Source organism: Pseudoalteromonas sp. S1727, from assembly GCF_005886375.1.
Classification (GTDB): domain Bacteria; phylum Pseudomonadota; class Gammaproteobacteria; order Enterobacterales; family Alteromonadaceae; genus Pseudoalteromonas; species Pseudoalteromonas haloplanktis.
In genome coordinates, this window is the sequence record NZ_PNDT01000010.1 from 94,886 (window position 1) to 120,793 (window position 25,908).

Sequence of the window (25,908 nt, forward strand, 5' to 3'; positions counted from 1 at the left end):
CTCTCTCCTACGGGGAACAACCAACTAAAGTACACATTAACTCAACCATTTTTAACCATTGAAATTCAAATTGAGTCACAAAGTTACCCAGCGTTGCCCAAATAATTACTAGCCCCGCAACTAAAGTAAACGGAAAACCGATCGAAAAGATATTTAACTGTGGTGCAGCTCGGGTCATCACGCCAAACGACATATTGATCACTAACATAGCTGTTAAAGGTGCCAGTGATAACACCAGTGCCGTGGTAAACATCCAGCCACCCCACGTTACTATGTCCCAATAGTGATCCACCGCCCACCAATTACCGTCAATCGGCAAAACCTCGAAACTATGTACCACCATTTGAATCATCATTAAATGGCCATTAAAAACAAAGAAGAGTAACGTTGCTAAAATTAGATAAAACTGCCCCACCGCAGGTACGCTCATACCATTGGATGGATCAACAACCGAGGCGAAACCTAAGCCAGTTTGCATAGCAAGAATTTGACCCGCTAACACAAAAGTATTTAGCATTAGCAATGATGCAAAGCCAATTGCCACACCAATGAGCAGCTGTTGAATGACCACTAGAATCATTTCAAAGGAGAATAAGTTATTAAACGTGGCAGGTGGTAACACGGGCACCACTAAAAACGTAATCACCACGGCTAATCCCATTTTTATTCGTGTCGGCACATTTTTAGCACCTATGCCTGCCATCACCATGATCATTGAACTGATCCGTACCAGCGGCAGTAAAAAATCACTCAGCCACTGGATGATGACCGAAAAAGGGAATTCCATACTAGCCCGCAATCTCTGGGATGATCATGATTAGCCGTGTAAAAAAATCCATCAGCTCTTGGGTTAACCAATGGCCACCGACAATGAGCGCACTAATAGTAATTAATAAGCGCGGTAAAAAACTGAGTGTTTGTTCATTAATTGAAGTTGCGGCCTGAAACACCGCCACCACTAAGCCGACCAATAAACCAGGTACAACAATCGCGGAGACTAATTTAATCACTAAGAATAAGGCATCGCTGAGTATATCAACAAAAATTTCCGGTTCCATGTTGCGCTCCTAGCCGTGTTTTACACAGTGTTGTACAGCCATATCAAGCACCCAAACCAAAGCTTTTCGCTAAAGTACCCATGACTAAACTCCACCCATCAACCAGCACAAATAGCATGATTTTAAATGGTAACGATACGATCATCGGCGATAGCATCATCATACCCATCGCCATTAATACCGATGCCACTACTAAATCAACAATTAAAAACGGAATAAAAAACATAAAACCGATAATGAATGCGGTTTGTAATTCACTGGTCACAAAAGCTGGAATAAGCACGATGAGGGGGGTTGCTTCTGGGGAGTCTAACTGATCATAACCGGCAATTTTAGCGAATGTTTCTAAGTCCTTAATGCGTACCTGTGAAAGCATAAAGGCTTTCATGGGCTCTTTAGCAAGCTCCAGCGCTTGAACTGATGTGACCTGTTCACTCAAATACGGCTGTATAGCTTGCTCATTCACTTTTTGGTAAACCGGTGCCATGATGAAAATACTTAAAAATAATGACATACCTAATAGTATTTGGTTCGACGGTGTTTGTTGCAAACCAATGGCTTGACGTAAAATGGCCAATACCACAATGATACGGGTAAATGAGGTCATCATAATTACCGCCGCTGGAATAAAACTCAGCGCGGTCATAATAGCGAGTACTTGCAACGTCACCGAGTAATCTTGTGAACCATCGGGGTTGGTAGTAATGCTTAATGCTTCAATCCCTTCAGCATTAACTGAAGGGATAAAAACCAATGCAAACAATAGCAGCAGCCACTTAATCATATTATTTGTTCTTTTTAGTATGGTTAGTTTGTGGGTTTAAAAGTTTACCAAAGCGCTCAGCAAGAGCTGGCAACTCTTTTTCGCTCAATGGAGTTTCTAATTTATGCAGGTAGTTAATACTGTGAGGTGTAACACCTAATAAATGCTGGCAATTATCAATTTCGATAACCATCAACCGCTCTCGCGTACTTAACGGTAAACTACGAACAACTTTGAATTCATCCGAATTCGCTAAATTAGGGTTTAGCTTTTTAACCAAAAATGCCAGCACTACAATCAGTACTAGCACCATAATTAAAGACATCACCATTGACAATAAATCGCCCATCGGTGTCCCACTTGGGAGCGCAGCGCTGGCCGCGGTCGATAAAAACAGCCAACTGCTCATCGCAATTTTTTGATCCGTTCAACTTGGCTGATCACGTCAGTGAGACGGATACCAAATTTGTCATTCACCACAACAACTTCACCATGCGCAATCAGTGTTCCATTGACTAATACATCCAATGGCTCACCTGCCACGCGGTCAAGTTCAACTACTGAGCCTTGATTCAGTTGCAGTAAGTTACGAATATTGATTTTTGAACGCCCAACTTCCATAGAGATCGTCACGGGGATATCTAAAATGGTATCGAGTTTGCGCTTTTCTTCGCCACTCATTTCATGTTTAGTATCACTTAACTCATCAAGCTCAGTTACCTTAGGAGCATCAGAGTTATCACTTCCTTCAGCTTCAGCCAGTGCTGCTGCCCATTCGTCCATTGTATCTTGGTCATCACTCATACTATTAAACCTTTTTATTCTTTTACCAGTCTAAGTCCACACCTTCCGAGAGGTGTAAATCATCTTCTAGTTCAGCTAATTCCGCATCTGAATCCAGTTTTTTACCGCCTTTAGTAAAGACATGCAGTTCTGATTTAACTGATTCAGGACGTTTAATTTTTTCACTAATTTGCAGCGCAACATTATCACGAGAACGACCCATTTTAGCTCTAAATGTTGGCAATTCTTCAACGAATACCGTGATATGCTCAGGCATTTCAACAGGGATGATATCCCCTGCTTTTAATTCCATGATTTGCGCTAAGCTTAAATCAACTTCAAGTAATTGTGTTGATATTTCAACTTCCACATCCATGATTTCATCGCGTAGCGCTTTGCTCCAGCGTAGATCGGTGTCTTCGGTATCTGATTGCACACCCGCATCGAGCAACTCACGAATAGGCTCAAGCATTGAATAAGGTAATGCGATATGAAAATCTCCACCGCCGCCATCAAGTTCAATGTGGAATGAGCTGATCACCACCACTTCGGTTGGGCTAACAATATTTGCCATGGCAGGGTTTACTTCGGAGTCAAGGTATTCAAACGACACGTCCATTACCGGTGCCCATGCTTCTTTGTAATCTTCAAAGATTATTTTTAGTAGCATTTGCACTATACGTCGTTCGGTTGGCGTAAATTCGCGACCTTCTATTTTGGCATGATAACGACCATCACCGCCAAAAAAGTTATCAACTAGAATAAACACTAAACGTGCTTCCATAGTGATTAGGCCTGTGCCTTTGAGCGGACGAAAACGCACCATGTTAAGGCTGGTAGGAACAAATAAAGTATGGATATATTCACCAAACTTTATCATCTGTACGCCATTGATAGAGACTTCAGCAGTACGACGCATCATGTTAAACAAGCTGATGCGCATGTGCCTTGCAAAACGTTCGTTAACAATTTCCAAGGTCGGCATACGGCCACGTACAATACGATCTTGTGAAGAGAAATCATATTGCAGCGTACTGCCCCCATCATCATCGTCTTGTAAATCCTCCTCCTCGACTTCGTCGACACCATGTAAGAGGGCATCGATTTCATCTTGGGATAATAAATCACTCACGCTGACCCCTTATTGCATTACAAAGCCGGTAAACAACACCCGCTCAATTACTTTACTACCTTCTACGTCCGTTAGCGCTGCTTGTACTTTATCAAGCGCGGCTACTCGCAGTGTTTCTTTCCCTTCACTCGTGCCTAGTTCATCTGCAGTCGTCGTTGAGAATACGCCAAGTAATGTGCCTTCAATCAGTGGAATATGCTTTTTGGCTATTTCTTCATTCACATCGCCGCGTACTAATAATTGCACTTTAATTTGCACAATACGATCACGGCTAGCGCCAGGCACATTGAAAATAAATGGTCGTGGCATAGCAACATATAAGGCACTCCCGATTTTTGCACTATCACCACTTGCGGTATCCTGCTCAGCAGATACAACAGACTCATCAGCAAGTGTTTCTGGTGCAGAATCAGAACCTGATAGTAAGAAAAACCACACTGCTCCAGCAATCACTAAAACGGCCACAGCAATAATGATGATCAACTTCTTTTTCTTTTTGCTACCGTCTTCAATTTCTAAATTTGCTTCTTCAGCCATGCCAATTTCCTTTATTCCTTGATAATAGTGATATTACGAGTGTCACTACCGACCATCAAGTTATTTATTTTTATAGTCTTATAATAGCAGGTGTTAGGCATAGTAATCTATTGATGATGAAGATTGTTGCCCAGTTGCTACAGTTGATTGCTGAGTGGCGCTATCCTGCTGTTCATTTTGTTGCTGATTTGCCAGTTGACCTTGGCCGTTGTGTTGTCCATCGTCCCCCTGCTGCGCTTGACCATGACCTTGCTGAATATTACTCTCCCCAAGCTCAATCCCTTGTTGTGCTAGTAACTCACGCAATCGTGGTAATGATTGCTCAAGTGCTTCTTTGGCTTGTTGATTTTGCACAACAAAATTAATATGAGCTTGCTCAGCATCACTACGGATACGAATTTGCATACTGCCCATTTCTGGTGGATCTAGGCGTATTTCAGCTTCTTTATTATTAATACTCAATAACGCACTTACACGCTCTTGTAATAACTTAGCGGCATCACTTTTCACAATATTCAACGCTTGTAATACCGTGGGATCTAAATTCACTTGTTTAGTAGCTGAAGTAGGGCTTGTTTGTTGTGCATGCATTACTTGCATATCAGCCAGTGCTTGCTGATAACTTTGCTCACTCCCGTCATATGCTGCCGTTGCTGTAAGTGCCGTTGTTAGTCCCGTAATCTGGCCAAATAACTGATTAACACGGGTAATTGAGCTTTCTCGTAATTGGTTTTGCTCTAACTTTAGATGCTCAGCGAGCGGATCTATTTTTGGCTCACTTTTTGATACTCCCTGCTTAACCAATTGCACTTCACTGCCAACGTTGGTTTGTCCTATTTGCTGTTTATTATCAAACTGAACACCTGAAAAAGTACTGGCCTTAGTCGCTGTCGCTTGTGAGCTTTGCGTAGTCATCAGTTTATCACTACTTGTCGGCACCACTGTTGAGTTTGTATCAGCCAACGTATCGCCACTTATCACTGACTGCACACTCTGACTCTGGGCTTGATTGGGCTTTGCTACTGTATTCATTTGCGCAAGTTCATCTATCACAGTATTGATCTTGGCTAGTAGCGTTCCTTTAGGTTGCTCAGTTGCTACAAACTCCTGTAACTTTTGACTTAGCAATTGTTTTTGTTCGCTACTTAATAACGACAACTCTTTACCTAACTGAGTTAACTCAGTTATTTCTGTAGGCGCAGTTTGTGCCAAGGCAGCAGGTTGAGTTGCAGCTGTGCTATTTAAGGTGACAAATTCCGCCAGCGTTTGTTTTAAGCTCGCAACCTTCACTGCGCTTACGCCTTGCTCTTGAATAGTTGCCACTTGTATTTGCAATTGTTGACGTTGCGCTGGGGTTAAATTGCTTAATAATGGATCGGCATTTTTCTGCACTGTCGATTTTTCACTTAACAATAACTTGGTGGTTTGATCGAGCGCCGCGCTATTCGTTGCTGTCAACTGGTCTGTGCTCTGTTCGCTAGTAGACATCGCGCTACTAACATTGCTTAAGTGCTCTGTATTAACTGTTTGCTGCGACTTTGTATTAATTGTTTCAGCCGTCGTTAACGCGGTTTTAATTACTGTCGCATCGGCTGGTAATTCACCGTTATTTTGCTTAGTAGCAGTGCTTTGAATTGCAACTTTCGACTCATAACTTGCCTGTGTTTTTTCACCATCAGTGTCAGCCTCTGCTACTGATGCAGAACTAGCTGGCAGAACAGATTGCAAAGTCTGCGCTTGCTGAGCCATTGGCGTATCTTTTATGGCATGCGGCATATCTTTGGTAGTCAGTGACATCTCTTTTGATGGCAGCGGCATATCTTTTGTTGCCTGTACCGCGTCTTTTAAACTCTCTTTAGAGGTTAGCGGCATGTCTTTTGTGGTCAGCGGTATATCTTTCACTAGTTGCACATCATCACCAGCGGCATTACCATTGAATTGTAATTGTTTATCAATTGCTTCAGCAATAACACTTTTTTCAGTTTGTAGCGTGGGCTTTAGTTGCTTATCAACAGACTCATCTGCGTCAAAGGGCATATCAATAATTGGCGTGACTTTATCAATGGGGCGCGGTGTTTTGATATCAACAAGTTTATTTTCGTCAATTTCTTCTTGATAGCTACCGAATTGCGTTGTGCGTACAGAGTGAGTGGCTAAAGGGCTTTTTACGCTGGTATCCATATTATTGGCAGCTGTGATCTGTGCGAGCATAGCATCACCGGAATTTGTCGCGTCTTCTTCACTATCTATGTCTGTTGTAGGTTCAGCTTTGCTTTGTGCTACAACAGATTCATTTGACGCGGCTTCAATGTCACTTTTTGGCTCTTTCACAGGAGTTTCAACCGCATTGTGGGCAGTTTGTAATTGGCTAAGAAAATCACCATTTTGGTTGCTTGCACTTTCTGTTGCTGCACTGCCTTTGCTGCCGTCTTTTTTGCTTAACTGAACTTCCTTATCAGCTGAGATAAACACTGAAAGATCACTAATAGCCATAATTCACCTAGATTAAAAGTGGCAATTTGCCGCCGCAGTTTGCCAGAATAAATGCTTCAACTATTAAATAAGCAAGTAATATGCCTAAGCTGACTATTGTTAATAAATTACCGAATAAACTATAAAGCGCGCTGCCTTTGATAAAATTGATTTGCAGAGAATTCATCCAGCATTTTCTGTTCATTTTTCTGCGCTATCGCATTTGCTTTTAACTGTTGTTTTTCTATTAATTTTGCCACCGCTTTGGTTTTTATTTGCTGTTTCAGCCATAAGTTTTGTCGTTGCGAGACCACTTGTTTAGCGGTACTAACCGTATTTGCTTGCTGACGAATTGCCTCTTCAATTTTACCAATAAAAGCGTGATATTGACTAAACCCAGCACTGCTTAATCCAGACTGCCCCTTCAAATGTAATTGCTGAGTATACTCTAGCCGAAAGTTATTTAACCCCTGCAACTTTTGTTGATTAACTTGCAGATTTTGCTGCGCTTGCAAAAAGTTCATACGTAATGACTCTTCTTTGTCGCTTTCTATTTTTAGCAATAAATTAAGCTTATTATTCGCCATTATGCTTGTCCTAATAATTGCGCAAGCCCTTGCAAGCCATCGTCATAACTGATCACATCTTTCATGCCTTGTTGTAAAAAGGCATTCACCCTCGGCATCATATTTATTGCCTGATCGAGCATCTGATCAGTGCCCTTTTGGTAAGCCCCTAAAGTGATCATATCTTTATTTTGCTGAAACATTGAATACACTTGTTTTAACACTCGTGCTTGCTGCATATGAGGCTCAGATACTACTTGTGGCATGACCCGTGAAATAGACTTTTCAATATCAATAGCAGGGTAATGACCACTGTCTGCAAGCTCACGCGATAACACAATATGACCGTCTAAAATTGCTCGCGCTGCGTCAGCGATGGGATCTTGCATATCATCCCCTTCACTGAGCACAGTAAAAAATGCCGTAATAGAACCTTGCCCTTCACCACCATTACCAGCTCGCTCCACCAGCGCAGGTAATTTAGCAAATACTGAGGGCGGGTAGCCTTTTGTTGCCGGTGGTTCGCCCACGGCTAACGCTATTTCACGTTGTGCCATGGCATAACGGGTTACTGAATCTAATAATAATAGGACGTTTAAGCCTTGATCTCGGAAATATTCTGCGATGGTCACTGCGCTTTCACAACCTTTTAAACGCATTAAAGGAGAGGCATCCGCAGGAGCGGCCACGACTACAGAACGTTTACGCCCTTCTACGCCAAGTATTTCTTCAATAAACTCTTTAACCTCTCGGCCCCGCTCACCAACAAGACCAACCACGATAACATCGGCTTCTGAGCCTCGGGTCATCATGCCTAATAATACTGACTTACCTACACCGGAACCTGCAAATAACCCCATCCGTTGACCTTGGCCTACGGTGATCACAGAGTTGATTGCGCGAACGCCAACATCCATAGGTTGGCTGATTGGCCGTCGAGATAATGGGTTAATGCTATTTTGTGCAAACTTTAAGTGGTGATCGGCCTTTATAGCTCCCAATCCATCGAGAGGACGACCAAGCCCATCAACAACGCGGCCCAATAAGCTCATGCCAACAGGCAGTCCAGTGTCATTAACTTGTGGGATCACCCGCGCACCTGGTAGCACACCAGAAATATGATCGTTAGGCATTAAATACAATGTTTGATCGTTAAAACCAACAATTTCAGCATCAACAAAACCATGCATAGTTTCAATTTTACATTGACTGCCGACTGGCGCACGCAGGCCTTTAGCTTCTAAGGTTAACCCTACCACGCGAGTTAAAATTCCCGCAACAGCAGGGACAGGCCGATGAATATGTTGTTGATACTGTTGTAAGCGTTCACTTAATGGACGAGGTTGAGAGCTCATTACTTACCAAAAATAGCGTTAGATACCACTACTATGCAAAAAGCTATCCAATGTTTCTTTGACGCGGGTTTTGATCGTCATATCAATCGATGACTGTGGTGTTTTAACTTGGCAGCCACCACGCTCTAAGGTAGGCTCGGGCACCAATTGCCAGTGATTATCTGCTAAAGCAGTTTCACCATAACTGTTTTTTACCAATTCAATATCATCAGGATGTAAATGAATACGCACACTTTGCTGTTCATTAGCTAAGACATCTATACACTGCTTTAGGCTCTGTAAAACGATCTCTGGTGAGGTTTTTATTTCTTGATAAACAAGTGCTTCCGTTAGCATTACGGTCAATTGAACCAATTGCTTTTCAGCATCTTCATCTACTTTTGCCAATGGTGCAGATAAACTATCTAACAGGCTTTTTAAACCGGTTAGTTGTTCTTCTATAAGTGGTTTTACATCTTCTTGACCTTGCGCTTTACCAAGCTCAACGCCTTCTTTATAGCCAGCTTCTTTGCCTTCACCGACACCTTTTTCGAAGCCATCAATGTACCCTTGTTCATGGCCTTGCTTTAAACCTTCTTCATAAGCATCTTGGCGAATGCGTTCCAATTCCGCCATCGTCAATGCCGGTAACTCGGGCTCTTCCGGTTCTTGCTGCTGTTCATCTTCTTGAACTTCTTTGCGATAAAGATCAGCCAAAGGCGTGCCAAATGCAGTAGAGCGCCCTGCTAGTTTGCGGGTATCTTGAGTCACATCAGGTATTGGCCAGTTTTCTAATAACTCATCGACCGCTTCACTAGCATGTAAGGGGCGGCCTTGGAATTGAGTAGGTTTTGTCATGGTTTACAAGAACTCCTCGCCACCACCACCGCCAAGCATAATTTCACCCGAATCCGCTAAACGACGCGCAGTCGATAAAATTTCTTTTTGTGCAGCTTCGACTTCGCTGATCCGCACCGGTGCCATCGCCTCTAAATCGTCAGCAAGCATATCTGCAGCACGTTTTGACATGTTGCCTAATATCTTCTCTTTGAGTGCATCATCGGTGCCTTTAATGGCTTTCATCAGTACATCTTGCTGGACTTCACGTAAAATAGCTTGAATACCACGATCATCAACATCCATCAGATTTTCAAATACAAACATTAAGTCTTGGATTTGTTGCGACATTTCTTCATCATGCTCGCGGATTGAATCCATTAACTGACCTTCAATATTAGTATCGAGGTAGTTCATAATATCTGCCGCTGCTTTTAAGCCGCCCATTTTCGCTGCCTGTGCACCTGCTTGACCGGCAAATTGTTTTTCCATGATCTCATTCAACTCTTGCAGAGCTGCCGGTTGCACTTCTTCAAGGTTGGCGATACGCATGGTTAAATCTAAGCGGACTTTTTCAGGAAATTGCGCCAAAATTTCTGCCGATTGCTCAGGCTCTAAATAGGATAAAACAATGGTCTGAATTTGTGGATGCTCATTGCGAATGATATTGGCAACTTGTTTTGAGTCCATCCACTTCAATGAATCAAGACCTTTAGCGCCCGATCCCATCACAATTTGGTCAATCAGGCTTGCTGCTTTATCTTCACCCAGCGCGGCAGTTAATGCTTTTTTAATAAAGTCTTCAGATTGGAAACCTATCGTACTAAAGCTTTGTATTTGCTCTATAAATAAATTATGCACGGCGCTAATCTTAGCTTGCGATAGATCATCTATCGCCGCCATTGCCATACCCACTTTTTGCACCTGCTTTGGCTCAAGGTGCTTGAGTATTTGCGCTGCATCTTCTTCAGATAAGCTCAGCAATAAGATTGCCGCTTTATCTACACCGTCTAATTTATCAACATCAAACGCTGCTGGCAGTTGTTTTTGTTCTTGATCAGTCATCTTCAGTTAACCACGCTTTCACAACTTGTGAGGAGAGTTCCGGTTCATTCGCTACCAAGGCACGAACTGCTTTTAATAAGTCTTCATCGCCATGAAGGTCTGGTAACTGTAGTGTACCATCACTTGAGAAGCCAACCGAAGCAGAATCAAAATCTTTATTGAGCATATCGAGTGTATTATCACCGATATCTACCCCAGAGCTAAGCGCATCATCATCATACTCTTCAAGGGTATCATCAGGGTAAATTAGGCGTTTCAGCATAGGTTTAACCACAGCCATAATCAACACGATAATCACCAGTGCACCCAGTACTAAACGCACCACTTTCATAAACCAGTTTTGTTCCCACAATGGCACTTCGATTGCTAAATCCATCGGTTCACGTACAAACGGCACGGTTACAACTTCAAGCGCATCACCACGCTGCAAGTCAAAGCCAACGCCACCTTGTAATAAACGACGGATATTTGACAAAGCTTCAACAGAGCGCGGAACCATAGTGGTTTCACCATTTTCACCCACACTTGCTATGTAATCAACTGCCACCGATACACTAATACGACGGATCACACCACTTTGCTGGCGCTTATGTGAAATAGTGGTATCCAGTTCATAATTGCGTGTTGCTTCTTTATGGCTGCGACTAGGCGATGTACTCGACCCTGCACCACCTTGGCCGGCTACTTCGGGAATATTTGAGTCCATTGGAGGCTGGTTCGTCAAAGCACCAGGAATACCAACGGCTAAGCCACCGATATTATTCTCTTCGAAGGTTGTTTCACTGCGTACTGCTGGCAAATCTGGGTTGAAGCGTTTTTGTGTTTCTTCAATTGCACTAAAGTCCATACTCAAATCAACTTGTGCAGTGTAATTCCCCAAGCCAAGTACAGGGATGAGGATACTGTCTATTTTATCTAAATATTCTTGTTCGCGCTTACGCTCAACTTCGTATTCTTTACGAGAACGTGCTGCTAATGAACTTTGTGAACCGGAGTTAAGTAATCGACCGTTCTGATCGGTTACAGTGACGCGTGCAGGCTCTAAACCTTGTACTGCTGAGCCGATGATATCAACAATTGCATCAACTTCTTCACCATCAAGTGTGCGGCCACGTTTTAATGTTAACACAACGGTAGCTGAGGGCTGTTTCTCACGACGTGCAAATACATTTTCTTTTGGAATTGCTAATAATACTTTGGCACGAGTCACATTTTGCAGCTCTTCGATGGTTCGCGCTAGTTGTTGCTCACGACCATGTTTTAAACGCTCACGCTCTAGCCTTTGGCTCACACCAAAGCCCATGTCTTGCATAATAATATCTGTGCCTGAGCTGGGAGCTTGCTCGATGCCTTCGCGGGTCATCAGTAACTTAATATTTTGATATTCATTTTCAGCAACTGACACAACATTGCCATCAAGCTGATACTCTATTTTTTGCGCATCTAAAAAGTCGAGCGTTTGAATAAGCTCTTCTGTTGGCATTTTCCCAAGTGGGCGCATATCTGGCTGACGAGCCCAAATAATCACAAAGATTGCAATGGCTAAACAGATAGCTAAAGCAACAATTAAGGTCACTTGACGCAATACATCAACGCCGTTTAAAGCACTTAAATAGCCTGACTTTTGTTCTTGTTGATCGTCATTATCACTTTGGTCGATGCCACCACCTGCTAAAGCAAGATCGGTTGATTGATTAGATTGCGCCACAATAATTCTCCACTACCTAGTTAAACAGGCATGTTCATAATTTCTTTATAGGCTTCTACAAGTTTGTTACGAACTTGCACTGTCGCTTCAAAAGCCACTGACGATTTTTGCGATGCAATCATCGCATCAGCTAATGACACATTACGATCACCCATTTCTACCGCTGTTACTTTTTGCTTCGCATCTGCCTGAATGTCATTAACAGTATTAAGTGCATTGCTGAGCAAATCACCAAATTGCGCACTTGAAGTCGGCTGGGCTTGAACTGGTAACTTATTGATGTGATTACTACGACCAGCTTCAAGGGCCATAGATTGCATTTCTTGAAATAATGCGCTGTTTTGAACTTTCATAATTGTCTCTGACGATGCAGTTTACTAATAACTTAATAAAGCACAAAGTATGCCAAAAATAAAAGTTTAAATATCAATGACTTATATGTTATTTTATATTGTCAGAGTTTTGACGAGCTTACGCTCAGCTTTGGCTGAGCGTAATTAAAACAGATGTGTGGTTTTATAAAGGGTAAAACTTAAGCAGGTAAAGCAATACCTAAGTCACGCATTTGCGCTAATTTATAACGTAAAGTACGCGGGCTGATCCCTAATGTTTCAGCAACATCTTTACGTTTACCTTGGCAACGGTTGAGAGTTTCTAGAATAATGCGGTGCTCTTTATCCTTTAGTTCAGCTTTATAACTACCCGATTCACTGGCTGGTAACTCTGCTAATGGCTTATTTTGCTCTGTACTTGTTTTAAGAGCCGGTGCTTGGCCATCGTAATAAGCGTCATTTGTTACACTGTCAATGGCAGTAGTCGTGCTTACAAAATGAGTTGATGAAGCTTGCGTTAGAGGAGGTTCGGCTAAATTCTCGATAAAGATTGCATCCTCATCAATCATGTCCCCATGACGTAGAATCAATGCCCGCTGAATCACATTATCAAGCTCACGTACATTCCCCGGCCAAGCATGCGCTAATAATTTTTGCTCAGCCTGCTTAGTCAATTGCGCAATCGGCTCTTTACTTTTATTAAGGTGGCGCTCGATTAAATGCTTTGCCAATATGACAATATCACCCGGACGCTGGCAAAGCGGTCGCCACATTAACGGAAACACATTTAAACGATAATACAGATCTTCTCTAAACTGATTACTCGCGACCGCTTCTTTTAACTCACGGTTGCTTGTTGCTAAAATTCTCACATCTAACTTTATGGTTTTACGCCCACCCAATCGCTCGACTTCACGCTCTTGTAAAACACGCAATAACTTAGCTTGTAGACCTAAATCCATTTCAGTGATTTCGTCTAATAATATAGTACCGCCTTGTGCTTGCTCAAACTTCCCTGGACAAGCTTGAATTGCACCAGTAAAAGCGCCTTTCTCATAGCCAAACAAAGTAGCCTCAAGCATATTTTCAGGGATAGCTGCGCAGTTTATTGCAACAAAGGGCTGTTCTGATCGCTCAGATTTATCATGGATGAATCGTGCAAGCACTTCTTTACCGGAACCGCTGGGCCCCAGTACCATGACACTGGCATCAGATCTTGCAACACGACTGGCAAGCTCTAGTAACTTAATACTGCTGGGATCAGCAACTATCGGACCATCAGTTTCTTTTTCTGGCTCTGGTAGATAACGACTAACCATATTAAGCAATACTTCTGGCGCAAATGGTTTAGCCATGTAATCAATCGCACCCAAGCGCATTGCCTCAACGGCGTCATCAATCGTGGCATAGGCAGTCATCATGAGCACTGGTAAATCAGGGTGATTCAAGTTAATACTGCGCAATAAATCAAGGCCGCTCATTGCTCCCATTTGCACATCACTGACAACCAATGAAAATGCTTCTTTCTTTAGTAATATCATAGCTTGCTCTGCGCTATCGGCAGCGACACAATCTATACCTGACATTTCTAACGTATCAATTAGGGCTTCGCGCAGCCCTGCATCATCTTCGACAACTAAAATCGTGTTATTCATGGTGCCTCCACTGATTTAGGCTCTGTACAAATAGGCAATAGTAAGCTGAAGCTTGCTCCCCCTTGGGCGTTGTTAGTTACTTCAACACGTCCTTGGTGTGCATTAGCCACTGAATTGACCACTGCAAGCCCTAAACCTGTACCTTGGCTTCGTGTGGTAAAGAATGGTTCGAATAACTTATCCGATTGGCTTAAATCAACACCTGGACCATTATCACTTACCGTGATGCGCACTAACTCAACATTATCATCACGCTGTGCACTTAACTGCACATGAGCTTGTGAGCCAATCACTTGAATGCTGTTGTGAATAAGGTTTTGAATCGCACTGGCAAGGGCCGTTTTATTACCCATAATTTCGATGTCTGGTTCCGGTAAACAAACGTCAAGTTGACTATTATTCAGTGCAACCATGGCATCCGCACCGGTTTTTACTTCAGTTAATAACTGTTGCATCGACACACGTTCTACCACTTGTTGATCGCCACTTTTAGCAAACAACAGCATATCGTTAACTTGGGTTTCAAGATCTTTTAAGCGAGACATCAATTTCGTATGAAAATTGCCTCTGGAACTCTCTGGTAAACGTTTAGAACCCAAATTGGCTGCATATAACATAGCGGCAGAAAGCGGTGTACGTACTTGATGCGCTAGCGATGCTACCATCTTTCCAAGCGCGCTCAAGCGCTGCATATGCGCAACTCGCTTTTGTAAACGGCGTGTTTCAGTCAAGTCAGTCATTAAAATGAGCTGACCTGGCTCTGGCGCCAATGCTGTGATTTCTAGCTTGATGAGACGGCCATCTTTAAGTGAAACCTCATGACCATCATCTTGCTGGGGACGAAACGAGCGTTGGATCACATTAAACCACTTTTCCCCCTCCAGTGGCTCACCTAGCATATCTATTGCTATTTGGTTGGCTTTAGCGATCATACCGCGCGCATCGAGCACAACCACCCCCGCGGGCATGGTATCGACTAAATGACTTAACCAACTCGCTTGCTGGCGTAATTCACTTAGCTCACCAATATACTCTTCTTGCAGTAAGCATGGGTTATATTGAGTAGCTGTGATAAATTGTGGTTTTAAGACATTAGCTAAAGCCATAATGCATTCTCGTTTACAGGATCTAACTAGCTAAATGCACAAATTGTACCAATATTTATATCAATTAATTTCAAATGGTTAGCGTTAAAATAGCGCGACAGAAAAATGACGAACAACACTTTTAGAATAAGGATAAGCTATGAGTTCAACAAAACTGTGCCGTTGCCCTTGGCTCGATACCAGCAAAGATGATTATGTTGCCTACCACGATGATGAATGGGGAGTACCTGTTTATGATGACCAAACATTATTCGAGTTCATTACCCTTGAATCAGCACAAGCAGGGTTAAGTTGGTATACCATTTTAAAAAAGCGAGACGGTTATCGCCGAGCTTTTTTTAATTTTGATGTAGAAAAAGTAGCGCAAATGAATGAGCAGGATGTTGAACGATTAATGCTGGATGAAAGCATAATACGAAATCGCTTAAAAATTGCTGCCACTATTAATAACGCAAAGCGTTTTATAGAAGTTCAGCAAGAATTTGGCAGCTTTAGTCACTATCAATGGCAATTTGTTGGCGGTAAGCCATTAGTGAATGAGTTAGATAAACTCAGTGACTACCCTGCAATTACCGAGGCATCCACCGCGTTTGCCAAAGACTTAAAAAAACGAGGCTTTAAATTTTTAGGCCCCACCACAGTTTACGCTCATATGCAGGCCTGTGGCATGGTTAACGATCACAGTAATGATTGTTTTAGGAAACAAGAAATTATTGAGAAATATTAGGCGTTAGCCGTTAGGTGAAAGGTGAAAGGTGAAAGGTGAAATATTTTAACCTACCGCGAATTAATCTCGCGATAGGTTATATTTTTTCATTTTTTCAACTAGGGTTGTGCGGCGCACACCGAGTATTTCGGCGGCACGGGCAACCACATAATCATAGCGTTCTAAGGCCTGAGTAATTAGGCTTATTTCAAGTTCTGCTAAGTATTCTTTTAATTCAATGCCTTCATCAGGTAATAACCCTGAGTCAGGCGCGCCTATCTCAACTTCAGGCTCATCATCATAATCACTAAATCCCGAGCTAAAAATATCATTAAATGCATCACGCTCCATCAACTCCTCTGGATATTCAGGCTCATAAGCATCCACTTCAATATAGCGGTATTTAGCGGGTAGATCAGGAATATCCACGACTTTATCTGGCAACATGATCACCATGCGCTCAACCAGATTAGCTAACTCACGAATATTACCCGGCCACGTATGCTCTTTAAGACTATCAATAGCGCGCTCTGTGAATTTAGCTGTTGAACCACTTTGCTCGCTTATGCGACGCATTAATTCTTTTAATAAAAGTGGAATGTCATCTACACGCTGTGCAAGAGACGGATTTTCAATTGGAAACACATTAAGGCGATAATACAAATCCTCGCGGAAACTGCCCTGCTCTATCATCTGTTCAAGATCGCGGTGCGTCGCTGCAATCACCCGCACATCAGCCTGAATTGCTTTGGTACCGCCAACCCGCTCATAGCTGCGCTCTTGCAATACACGCAACAACTTCACTTGCATTTGCAGTGGCATGTCACCAATTTCATCTAAAAACAGCGTGCCACCTTGGGCTAGTTCAAAACGCCCTTTACGGGCAGAAATAGCGCCCGTAAACGCGCCTTTTTCATGGCCAAACAATTCACTTTCTAACAGCTCGGCAGGAATAGCACCGCAGTTAACTGGCACAAACGGCCCAGCGTTTCGTTTAGAAAGTAAATGCACATTGCGGGCAACCACTTCTTTACCTGTGCCTGATTCACCTAAAATTAAGACGTTCGCATCGGTTTTCGCAACTTGCTCAATCAAAAAGCGCACATCTTTAACCGCTTCTGTTTCACCAACAAGGCCGTCAAAGGTTTTATGCGGTTTATGATGTTTGTGTTCATTTGGCAGCATACGTTGATATTGTTGGCAATCATGTAGCAGCTGAGTGGTTACATCATGATTAAATGGCTCACAGATCAAGCCAACAACATTAGCGATACTTAACAGCGGTTTCAGTGTTTCGCCAATTAACAAAAATGGGATCGTGGGATGACGTTTGATCACGTTTTCATGATCTAATTGTTGCAATGCGCCAAGGATGACAATGCATGATTGCTTTTGGTACTTATTACATTCTTGCTCAATACTGGCGTCATCCACAAGCTGAACGGCTTCACCAATAAAAGTCAACGCAGCATGTAAACCAATCGCACGGTTATTATTATTATCTAAGATCAAGATCATTATTTAGCGAACCACAGTTACCACTAGCTATTAATGAATTAAATTGTAAGCGAGTTTGGCAGGGATGCAAGCACAAAGCGGCAGTTTTTTGACATAGATGCCAAAAAACAGACGCATTGCTAATTATAAGTAATACTTAAGAATTAATGTTTATCTAAGCTTTTAGAGCAAACCTAAAATTGACTCTGCAGATTGATTCGCTTGGCCACGCAGTGCAATGGACGCTTGCGCTAAAATATCATTCGACACTTGCTGAGATATTGCCTGTGCATAGTCAGTGTCTTGGATACGACTTTGGCTCGCAGCAATATTTTCTTGCTGCGTACCTAACCCTTTAATAGTGCTCGCTAAGGTATTTTGAAAAGCCCCTAGTTCAGCACGCTGAGCATTAATCTCGTCGCTCGCTTGGCTGCTAATATCAATGGCAGCTTGTGCGCCCGCTTGCGTTGAAATATCAATCGTTGAAATCGCAGCAGCAAAGCTACCGTCTGAAGGTGTCGTTGTTTGTGTCGTATTGGCATCTGGCCCCACTTGAAACGACAATGACTGACCATCGAACAAAGGCTTACCGCCAAATGATGCGTTTTCAAACGTCTCTGTAATTTGGCTTTGTAACTGCACCACTTCATCTTGTAATGCAGCACGATCATTATCACTTAACGCACCGTTCCCCGCCTGAATAGACAACTCCCGGATACGTGACACTGCATCATTAACCCCAGATAAACTAGATTCCGTCACTTGCGAATAAGAAATACCGTCGTAAGCATTGCGAACAGCTTGCCCATAACCATCTTGTTGGGAGGTTAACCGGTCAATAATTTGTAATGCCGCAGCGTCATCCGCCGCAGAGTTTACTTTTTTACCGGTAGCGAGCTGCTCTGCAAGCTTATTGCTGGTTTGCTGGGTTTGGTTTAAAAAGCTATTTGAAGGTGATTGAATTTTCATAACAGGCTCCGACACACTGAATGGTTAAATTATAGCTTAATTTGCCAAATTTTGTGCTTTGTACCATGTTTAAACTAAATTAACTTGGCATCTTGCTTAGTTAATGGGTAAAGTATTGAGATATGTAATAAATTTAACTTTGCGTATTTCACTTTTATTAACAGCAGCGCCAATGATAAATAACTTGGGTAACACTATGTTCGATAACAAAACAATTCTAATTACCGGTGGTACCGGATCATTCGGTAAAAAATACGTTAAGACATTACTTGAAAGATACAATCCTAAGAAAATCATTATATTTTCTCGTGACGAGCTGAAACAGTTTGAAATGCAGCAAGAATTTGACCAACCCTGTATGCGTTATTTTATCGGCGATGTGCGCGATAAGGATAGACTTCGCAGAGCCATGCGTGGCGTTAACTATGTAATCCACGCTGCAGCTCTTAAGCAAGTGCCGGCAGCGGAATACAACCCGATGGAGTGTATTAAAACTAATATTAATGGCGCTGAAAATGTTATCGATGCCGCACTTGATAACGATGTTGAAAAAGTAATTGCGCTATCGACTGATAAAGCTGCCAACCCTATTAATTTATACGGCGCAACTAAATTGGCGTCTGATAAACTATTTGTTGCCGCCAATAATATTGCCGGTGGTAATCGTACTACTTTCTCTGTCGTGCGCTATGGGAATGTAGTCTGCTCGCGAGGCTCAGTAGTGCCAATTTTTCAAAAGTTTATTGAGCAAGGTCGTGATCATATTCCGATCACGCATGAAGAAATGACTCGGTTTTGGATAAGCCTACAACAAGGTGTTGATTTTGTTCTAACAAACTTTGAACGTATGTTGGGCGGAGAAATATTTGTACCAAAAATCCCCTCTATTCGTATTACTGACTTAGCTAAAGCAATGGCGCCCAATTTACCAATAAAAGTTATTGGTATTCGCCCAGGAGAAAAACTCCACGAAGTTATGTGCCCTGCGGATCTATGCTTTGAAACTTATGAGTACCACGATCATTTTTTAATCGCACCAGGAATTAAATTTAGTAGCCGAAGTAATGATTTTACTATTAATGCTTTAGGTGAAAAGGGGAAGAAAGTAAAACAAGGCTTTGAATATAATTCTTTAAGCAATCCACACTATATGACACTTGAAGAAATAAAAGACTTTAACGTGCAAGCGTTGTTGTAAATATTGCCATGACAAGTAAAGTAATCCCCTACGGCAAGCAAAGTATTTCACAAGCCGATATAGATGCCGTTATTGATGTTTTGAAATCTGACTGGCTTACACAAGGTCCTCAAGTCCCCGCTTTTGAGCAAGCGATTGCGGATTACTGTTGTGTAGAATTTGCGTGTGCGACTAATAGTGCAACTTCTGCACTTCATATCGCGTGTCTAGCTTTAGACGTCGGTGAGGGTGATACTGTTTGGACATCCCCTATTTCATTTGTTGCATCAAGTAACTGCGCACTCTATTGCAAAGCGAATGTTGATTTTGTCGATATCGATCTTGAAACAGGTAACATGTCGGTTAGCGCACTAACAGCCAAACTAAAGCTTGCTAAACAAAAAAATACACTCCCTAAAGTGGTGATCCCTGTTCATTTAGCTGGTCAATCATGCGATATGGCAGCGATAAGTGCACTTGCCAGAGAGTATGATTTTAAGGTCATCGAAGATGCCTCTCATGCCATTGGTGCTAAGTATAAAGGTAAACCAGTTGGTAGCTGTGATTACTCCGATATTACTGTGTTTAGCTTTCATCCGGTAAAGATAATTACTTCCGCAGAAGGCGGTATAGCTGTTACCAATAGCGCTGAGCTCAATAAAAAAATGAATCGCTTACGTAGTCATGGTATTACTAATATACCTGAAGAAATGACAGAGCCAAGCCATGGCCCTTGGTATTATCAACAGTTAGAGCTTGGTTTTAATTATAGAATGACTGACATGCAAGCTGCTTTGGGGCTAAGTCAGTTAAAGCAACTCGACAACTTTGTGAAAACACGAAACCTCATTGCAAAACAATTCGATAGTTTTTTTTCTAAGCACAATATGCAATCACTTATAATTACTGAGGAGTGTTACAGTAGTTACCATTTATATATTTTGCGCTTAGAGTTTAGCAATCAAGAACAACAAGCAAAATTTGTTGAGCAACTTAGAAGCCACGGTGTATATGCCCACCTACATTATATGCCGATATTTTTACAACCGTACTATCAGCAGCTTGGCTTTGATGAACTTGCCTTTACAAACGCGATGAAGTATTACCATCAAGCTGTTACCATTCCCTTGCACCCAACACTTACCGAGCAAGAAATTAGCAAAGTTCAAAATACCGTTAAAAATCTTTATCAACAGCTCAACTCAGCGAGTAAGTCTACACCATCCCAATAATGGTCGAATATAAGTGCTTGCCCTAAAGCTACCGCTCTAATAGCAATTGAAGCAAGTTGATTTTGTTCAGCATTATTTAATCCAAAATAACTAATGGTTTGTAATTTATCTGTTTTTTCTAACACTAAGGACGATATTTGGCAAGATAAAATTAAGCCATCGCCTTGGTGGTGTAATAGCATACTCGGTGAGAATTCGCCAAGCTCACAACACATAAATTCAGGGTGCTTAGCAAGTGCTTGTATATTAATATCAGCTTGTAAAATCAACTGTTGCAAATAATATAAACGATTGGCTTTTGCCGTTTGACTAAACTGAGATTGCTCTTTACTGAGCTCTAAACGAAGTGACTGCCAAAATACATGTTGCAACTCTAAGGGGGTTTTATACCACAGAATTGCTTTAGGGGATGAGCAAGCCTGTTGCGAAAAAGCATTAAAATCACGGATAAAACGCGTTACAGCAAGAGCAATATCATCCTCAGTTGCAAGACGAAGAACGGCTAATGAATATCGATCTGGAAAACATATTTGATGTTGAACGTTAGCTTGTTGATTGATTTTTGCTATTGCATCATCGCCCCCCCAAATGATCCGCATATCACAATGTTCGCTAAAATGTTCAGTGATTACCTGCACATCATTTGGATAAGATACAACAGCACACAGCGAACTTAATACTGAGTCAGGGTATAAAGATAAAAACTCATTAAGCAGTGCGATTAACTGGTAAGCTTGCTCGCCACTGCGGTCACTGATCCTCACCACATTGCAGTTACCACACAACATACTCAGCACTAGGCTATAAAAATACACTGTATCTACATTGGCTGGAGTAATATGAAAAACCAACCCTCGGGGCTGACTATGATTTAGCGCCATGTAGTGTTTCTTCATAGCAAGTAGATTAGCCTTTCGACACCAAAACCCCAGTGCAGATAGCGCGTTCGAGTGCTGTTTCTGCAACAGAAACTGTGAAAAAGCAGCAATGTCAGCAATAATATCGTCGTCAAATGGCACTGCCATAGGCGATAGCTGCACAAGCTTTCCTTGCAATAATTGCAACGAATTATGTTCAAATAAAGGTATCACTACACCCCCTTACTTGTGATTTTGCTAACCGTCCTTGCACTGTAAAATACTTACCCAATCGACCGCATTGGCAGTTATCTTCGCCATGCAAAGTGCCTAAATCCTCGGTTAATAAACGGTGTCCAGGGTAGCTTTTAGCAAGCACGGATTCAACTTGAATCACTCCTAGCGTATTAAAAGGTAAAGGTTGCTGTGTGGCTGCATCAACGATGCTGATATCAGACCAAGCAGGTGTATGTAAAAAGCCGTGCTCACATTCAATATAAATTGTGCCAGTCTGTTCCACCATACCATAGTAATCATGCACATTAATTGCGCCGAGCTGCTCTGTGATGGCCTGCTTAAATGCCTTATTACTCACTGCATGTTGTTGCATTTTTTTCCAGCCACCACCGTGCAGTAAAACCCCTTGTTCAAACTTAATGCTTTTACTAGATTTCATTAATGCTTGAATAAATTGCTGCCAAACAATAAAAGTAAAACCAAACATAAAAACTGGCGTTGTACTGTATTTTTCAAAAAAAGCGTCAATGACAGGCATATTTAAAGTCATATCATCGTTTAATGCAAAGTGCGGATCACGGCCAAAAAACAGCATTCCTTGGATGCCTGCGGCACGAGCAGACATTGTTGATTTTTTTCGTATCGTCTCTTTTGCATCAATAACAAGCATTGGTAAACGTTGTTTACCTAGCCAATGCTGCAAGGTTTTTGTCAGAATTTTACTTTGTAATTGTGCTGTCTGCGTATCTAATGATATTTTAGATACAGCCCCGCTGGTCCCTGAGGAGGTTAATAATCGATGCTGTTGCTCTTCTGGTATGCTGGATAACAGAAATTGCTTAAATAATGGCACAGCTAATGGCATCGTGTCTGAAAATGATTGCTGCAAGCGCTGATAAGGCTCACAGTGTTGCTTGTGATGACTATCTAAAAACATAAGTTGGCGATGTAAAAAAGCCTGTTTTTCATTCTTTGCTAAACCATATACAGGTAATTCTCGTAGCTGTTCATCAGTTAAGTGCATGATAGTCCACCTTACCGTTGCTAAGCCTGGGGAAAGCTTTCAAATGAATAACACTGACTAATCGACTATGGCATTTGAGTTTATCGGCTAGCATTTTTTTTATATCAGCATTCGTGTATTCACTAACATAAGCATTAAATACATCTTCACTGCCAGTGCAGATCACCTCTAGTGCAAGTTCATTACTTATCCAAGCTTGAACTTCATCAAGGTTAATACGCTTACCCGCAAGTTTACAAATACGTTTAGAGCGACCCACTATTTGATAAAAGCCGTTCTTTAGTCGCTGCGCAATATCGCCAGTTTTTAGTGGTAAATTTTGCGAAAATGAGCCTAATTCAGCTGTTGTTGTCGCATAACCACCAAATACGTTATCGCCGATCACACATAACTCACCTTGCGTATTAAGCTCCGTGATTTCTCGCTCTTCTTCATCAATGAGATGCAGTGATGTATTGGGGATAGCAAGACCAATCACTCCAGTATTTTCAGCAAAATGCTCTGCGGGTAAATAAGCAATCCTTGCAGTGGCTTCTGTTTGTCCATACATGGTATAAAATTCAACATCATTCGCCTGAGTAAACAGAGCAAGGCGCTGCCATTGCTTATCAGGTAACTTTCCTCCCGCTTGTGCCATGTAGCGAATTTGCTGTAAGGGTAGTTTTTCTAACCCTAAGCGTATCAATAGTTGAAAACTAAATGGCACGCCATAAAAACTATTTACTTTAAATTTTTGAAACTGCTGCCAAAAGCTTGCAGACATTGGGCTCTCATTTTGTATAACAATAGTAGCGCCACACGCTAAGTGGCTATGTAAAATAGACAACCCGAACGAATATGAAAGCGGCAAAAATGTCATTGTCACATCACTACTTTCTATCGGGAGAAACTCACAGATTGAAGCACAGTTAGCCGCAAGATTTGTTTTGCTGAGCTTCACCAGTTTTGGCGAACCAGTTGAACCACTGGTAGATAAAAGCACACTTAGTTCAGTAGCAAGTTGATGTTTACACGAACTAAACGGTTGAATAGTTAATTCTGTAATTATTGAGTTAACTTGATAATGAGCATATAAAGCGTGTTTTTCGGTTTCACTTAATGACGGGTCAACTAAAAGTACCACGTGCTGCGTTCTTAATAATGCTAAATAATAAACAACAAAATTAAGAGAAGAATTTGCAACCAGTGCAATCAATTCTCGCTCAATTGGTAAGGTACGTTGAATATCACTTACTTGCTGCTCAAGCTCTATATAATCAATGACCTGATCATTATAAATCAGTCTCCCTTGGGGGTTTGTTGCTGTTAATTGCCAGAACATTCCAGCCATATTACAACCTTAATCCGCCATCAACTGCGATTGTTTGCCCCGTAATATAAGCACTTTGGCTGGCTAACAAAAATGCTGCTACATTAGCAATATCCTCAGCCTCCCCTAAACGTTTAAGTGCCGTACGTTGACTAAGTTGCTGTTTTTTTTCATCATCAAAGTGAGCAATTAACGGTGTTTCTATAACCCCAGGAGCTAAAGCATTTACACGAATATTATAACTTCCTAGTTCCTGCGCTAAGCTTGTCACTAACCCTTTAATAGCGGCTTTCATACTTGCATAGACAACTTGACCACTACCACCTTGCTCTGCAACAACAGAACTAACCAACACAATACTGCCGTACTTCTTACGAAGCATAAGCTTACTAACGCCTTGGCAAAGTAATAACGCCGACTTTAAGTGAATTTGATATTGTTGATCAATTTGTATATCACGGCTCATCATCAATGGGGCTTCAAGCATATCACCGGCACAGTGAACTACCCCTTCTAGATTAATCTTTTGCTGTGAAATAAAACTGAGTAACCGTTTTATTTGAGCGCTGTCACTTAAATCAACAACCTCAGTTAAAATGTGTGCATCTGGGCAGAGCTCAAGTAATTGTGCTTGTGCCATGTTTAGCTTTTCAGTATTTCGAGCGACTAAAATAACAGCTTTATGTTGCCTCACAAGGTTACGTGCAATAGCATATCCTATACCGCTGCTAGCACCTGTGATCAACGTATAACTGGCTGCATTAATCAAACGACACCCCATACTTGGCTAAAATTTGCTGAGCTTTTAAAAACGAACTCATATCTATAATATCATCCGTATCAAGCATAATATCAAACTCACCTTCAAGCTCTGCGATTAACATCATGTGACTCATTGAATCCCATTTGGGGTGATCAGAGTAACTGAGTTCATTACACACTTCTTCTGGCGCTATCTCTAATACATTAACAAATGCAGTGGTTAGCTTTTCTAATGACACATTAACCTCTATTTAAAAAGTGTTTTATTTTAGTCGTTGCTTGCTCAAATTCTAATTGGTTAAGTGAAATGAGGAGCATATGATTATCACTTGACTGTTCACTAAGCCGATAACCCAACTGTTGATTATAACGAATAGCAGCCTTGTTTTCCCGTCTTACTTCTGAGTTTAAATGTAAAATATTCAAATCATTAAATGCATAATCGAGCATAACTAAAGACGGTGCAAAGGCCAGTATGTTATTAAGGTATTGTGTATCAGAAATATAAAGCCCAATACTCGCGGCTTCTGCTGTTTCTAGGTTTTGCTGTGCGTGAATATTAATAACGCCAATCGCTGTAGTTTTATAATTAATGATAAAATGCTGCTGTCTAGTATCAGTAAGCATCGTATTAAACCATTGTTGATGATGCTCCCACTCTATCACATCTCTATTTTTCATTTGGGTTCTAACATGCTCAAGATTTCGCCATTGCCAAACGCGCTCACAATCGCTTGCTTTCACTTCATTCAGATGCACCGCATAATTTGCTAATTGGGATAGCCGCACG

27 protein-coding genes are annotated in these 25,908 nt (G+C 41.7%); 3 read left to right on the forward strand and 24 right to left on the reverse strand.

What is annotated here, in order from left to right; translation table 11 throughout:
* Positions 1-7 precede the first annotated feature (7 nt).
* The 16 genes from fliR to CWB85_RS03215 form a co-directional block, all read right to left on the reverse strand.
* On the reverse strand, positions 8-787 hold the full coding sequence (gene fliR / locus CWB85_RS03140) for a flagellar biosynthetic protein FliR (RefSeq protein ID WP_016708041.1): 780 nt from the start codon (positions 785-787) through the stop codon (positions 8-10).
* 1 nt (position 788) lies between these two features.
* Complete coding sequence (fliQ, locus tag CWB85_RS03145; RefSeq protein WP_016708042.1) at positions 789-1,058, reverse strand: flagellar biosynthesis protein FliQ; 270 nt, start codon at positions 1,056-1,058, stop codon at positions 789-791.
* Between the two features lie 43 nt (positions 1,059-1,101).
* Positions 1,102-1,842 carry a flagellar type III secretion system pore protein FliP gene (gene fliP / locus CWB85_RS03150; protein WP_138554070.1) on the reverse strand — a complete coding sequence of 247 codons (741 nt, stop codon included), beginning with the start codon at positions 1,840-1,842 and terminating at the stop codon, positions 1,102-1,104.
* A 1-nt stretch (position 1,843) separates the two neighbouring features.
* Positions 1,844-2,230, reverse strand: a complete 387-nt coding sequence (fliO, locus tag CWB85_RS03155; protein ID WP_016708044.1) for a flagellar biosynthetic protein FliO — start codon at positions 2,228-2,230, stop codon at positions 1,844-1,846.
* A complete protein-coding gene (gene fliN / locus CWB85_RS03160) occupies positions 2,227-2,625 on the reverse strand; it encodes a flagellar motor switch protein FliN (protein WP_016708045.1) in 399 nt (132 codons plus the stop codon). Before fliN ends, fliO begins: the two co-directional genes overlap by 4 nt.
* A 22-nt stretch (positions 2,626-2,647) precedes the next feature.
* Positions 2,648-3,736 (reverse strand): flagellar motor switch protein FliM, encoded by a 1,089-nt coding sequence (gene fliM, locus CWB85_RS03165; protein ID WP_016708046.1) that lies wholly within the window; start codon positions 3,734-3,736, stop codon positions 2,648-2,650.
* 9 nt (positions 3,737-3,745) lie between these two features.
* Positions 3,746-4,273, reverse strand: coding sequence for a flagellar basal body-associated protein FliL (gene fliL, locus CWB85_RS03170; protein ID WP_016708047.1), 528 nt, complete (start codon positions 4,271-4,273; stop codon positions 3,746-3,748).
* 93 nt (positions 4,274-4,366) lie between these two features.
* Positions 4,367-6,766 carry a flagellar hook-length control protein FliK gene (locus CWB85_RS03175; RefSeq protein ID WP_138554071.1) on the reverse strand — a complete coding sequence of 800 codons (2,400 nt, stop codon included), beginning with the start codon at positions 6,764-6,766 and terminating at the stop codon, positions 4,367-4,369.
* A 119-nt stretch (positions 6,767-6,885) separates the two neighbouring features.
* Positions 6,886-7,332, reverse strand: coding sequence for a flagellar export protein FliJ (gene fliJ / locus CWB85_RS03180; protein WP_016708049.1), 447 nt, complete (start codon positions 7,330-7,332; stop codon positions 6,886-6,888).
* On the reverse strand, positions 7,332-8,666 hold the full coding sequence (fliI, locus tag CWB85_RS03185) for a flagellar protein export ATPase FliI (protein WP_016708050.1): 1,335 nt from the start codon (positions 8,664-8,666) through the stop codon (positions 7,332-7,334). Before fliI ends, fliJ begins: the two co-directional genes overlap by 1 nt.
* A gap of 18 nt (positions 8,667-8,684) precedes the next feature.
* Positions 8,685-9,503, reverse strand: a complete 819-nt coding sequence (gene fliH / locus CWB85_RS03190) for a flagellar assembly protein FliH (RefSeq protein WP_016708051.1) — start codon at positions 9,501-9,503, stop codon at positions 8,685-8,687.
* A gap of 3 nt (positions 9,504-9,506) precedes the next feature.
* Entirely contained in the window at positions 9,507-10,547 is a 1,041-nt protein-coding gene (gene fliG, locus CWB85_RS03195) for a flagellar motor switch protein FliG (RefSeq protein WP_016708052.1), read from the reverse strand.
* Complete coding sequence (fliF, locus tag CWB85_RS03200) at positions 10,540-12,255, reverse strand: flagellar basal-body MS-ring/collar protein FliF (protein WP_016708053.1); 1,716 nt, start codon at positions 12,253-12,255, stop codon at positions 10,540-10,542. The genes fliG and fliF overlap by 8 nt, the downstream gene beginning before the upstream one ends.
* A gap of 20 nt (positions 12,256-12,275) precedes the next feature.
* Complete coding sequence (fliE, locus tag CWB85_RS03205; RefSeq protein WP_016708054.1) at positions 12,276-12,608, reverse strand: flagellar hook-basal body complex protein FliE; 333 nt, start codon at positions 12,606-12,608, stop codon at positions 12,276-12,278.
* A 179-nt stretch (positions 12,609-12,787) separates the two neighbouring features.
* Positions 12,788-14,242, reverse strand: a complete 1,455-nt coding sequence (locus CWB85_RS03210) for a sigma-54-dependent transcriptional regulator (protein ID WP_016708055.1) — start codon at positions 14,240-14,242, stop codon at positions 12,788-12,790.
* Positions 14,239-15,348: a sensor histidine kinase gene (locus CWB85_RS03215; RefSeq protein WP_138554072.1), complete on the reverse strand. Its 1,110-nt coding sequence runs from the start codon at positions 15,346-15,348 to the stop codon at positions 14,239-14,241. Before CWB85_RS03215 ends, CWB85_RS03210 begins: the two co-directional genes overlap by 4 nt.
* 139 nt (positions 15,349-15,487) lie before the next feature.
* On the opposite strand from CWB85_RS03215, the gene CWB85_RS03220 reads away from it, so the two are divergent.
* Complete coding sequence (locus CWB85_RS03220) at positions 15,488-16,075, forward strand: DNA-3-methyladenine glycosylase I (protein WP_016708057.1); 588 nt, start codon at positions 15,488-15,490, stop codon at positions 16,073-16,075.
* Positions 16,076-16,135: 60 nt separating this feature from the next.
* On the opposite strand, the gene CWB85_RS03225 is transcribed toward CWB85_RS03220, so the two are convergent.
* Both CWB85_RS03225 and CWB85_RS03230 read right to left on the reverse strand, forming a co-directional pair.
* Entirely contained in the window at positions 16,136-17,572 is a 1,437-nt protein-coding gene (locus CWB85_RS03225) for a sigma-54 interaction domain-containing protein (RefSeq protein ID WP_138554073.1), read from the reverse strand.
* Between the two features lie 162 nt (positions 17,573-17,734).
* Complete coding sequence (locus tag CWB85_RS03230; RefSeq protein ID WP_138554074.1) at positions 17,735-18,520, reverse strand: flagellin N-terminal helical domain-containing protein; 786 nt, start codon at positions 18,518-18,520, stop codon at positions 17,735-17,737.
* 196 nt (positions 18,521-18,716) lie between these two features.
* On the opposite strand from CWB85_RS03230, the gene pseB reads away from it, so the two are divergent.
* Complete coding sequence (pseB, locus tag CWB85_RS03235; protein WP_138554104.1) at positions 18,717-19,718, forward strand: UDP-N-acetylglucosamine 4,6-dehydratase (inverting); 1,002 nt, start codon at positions 18,717-18,719, stop codon at positions 19,716-19,718.
* An 8-nt stretch (positions 19,719-19,726) separates the two neighbouring features.
* Positions 19,727-20,929, forward strand: coding sequence for a UDP-4-amino-4,6-dideoxy-N-acetyl-beta-L-altrosamine transaminase (gene pseC / locus CWB85_RS03240; protein ID WP_138554075.1), 1,203 nt, complete (start codon positions 19,727-19,729; stop codon positions 20,927-20,929).
* On the opposite strand, the gene CWB85_RS03245 is transcribed toward pseC, so the two are convergent.
* From CWB85_RS03245 to CWB85_RS03270, 6 genes are read right to left on the reverse strand one after another with little or no spacing between them, the layout of a single operon-like run.
* Entirely contained in the window at positions 20,887-22,020 is a 1,134-nt protein-coding gene (locus tag CWB85_RS03245; RefSeq protein WP_138554076.1) for an acyl-CoA reductase, read from the reverse strand. The genes pseC and CWB85_RS03245 overlap by 43 nt on opposite strands.
* Positions 22,004-23,047, reverse strand: coding sequence for a LuxE/PaaK family acyltransferase (locus tag CWB85_RS03250; protein ID WP_138554077.1), 1,044 nt, complete (start codon positions 23,045-23,047; stop codon positions 22,004-22,006). The genes CWB85_RS03245 and CWB85_RS03250 overlap by 17 nt, the downstream gene beginning before the upstream one ends.
* Positions 23,034-24,377 carry an AMP-binding protein gene (locus CWB85_RS03255; RefSeq protein ID WP_138554078.1) on the reverse strand — a complete coding sequence of 448 codons (1,344 nt, stop codon included), beginning with the start codon at positions 24,375-24,377 and terminating at the stop codon, positions 23,034-23,036. The genes CWB85_RS03250 and CWB85_RS03255 overlap by 14 nt, the downstream gene beginning before the upstream one ends.
* 1 nt (position 24,378) lies before the next feature.
* Positions 24,379-25,125, reverse strand: a complete 747-nt coding sequence (locus CWB85_RS03260) for an SDR family NAD(P)-dependent oxidoreductase (RefSeq protein WP_171038983.1) — start codon at positions 25,123-25,125, stop codon at positions 24,379-24,381.
* A complete protein-coding gene (locus tag CWB85_RS03265; protein WP_138554080.1) occupies positions 25,118-25,357 on the reverse strand; it encodes an acyl carrier protein in 240 nt (79 codons plus the stop codon). The genes CWB85_RS03260 and CWB85_RS03265 overlap by 8 nt, the downstream gene beginning before the upstream one ends.
* A 1-nt stretch (position 25,358) precedes the next feature.
* Positions 25,359-25,907: a GNAT family N-acetyltransferase gene (locus CWB85_RS03270; protein ID WP_171038984.1), complete on the reverse strand. Its 549-nt coding sequence runs from the start codon at positions 25,905-25,907 to the stop codon at positions 25,359-25,361.
* Position 25,908: the final 1 nt, after the last annotated feature.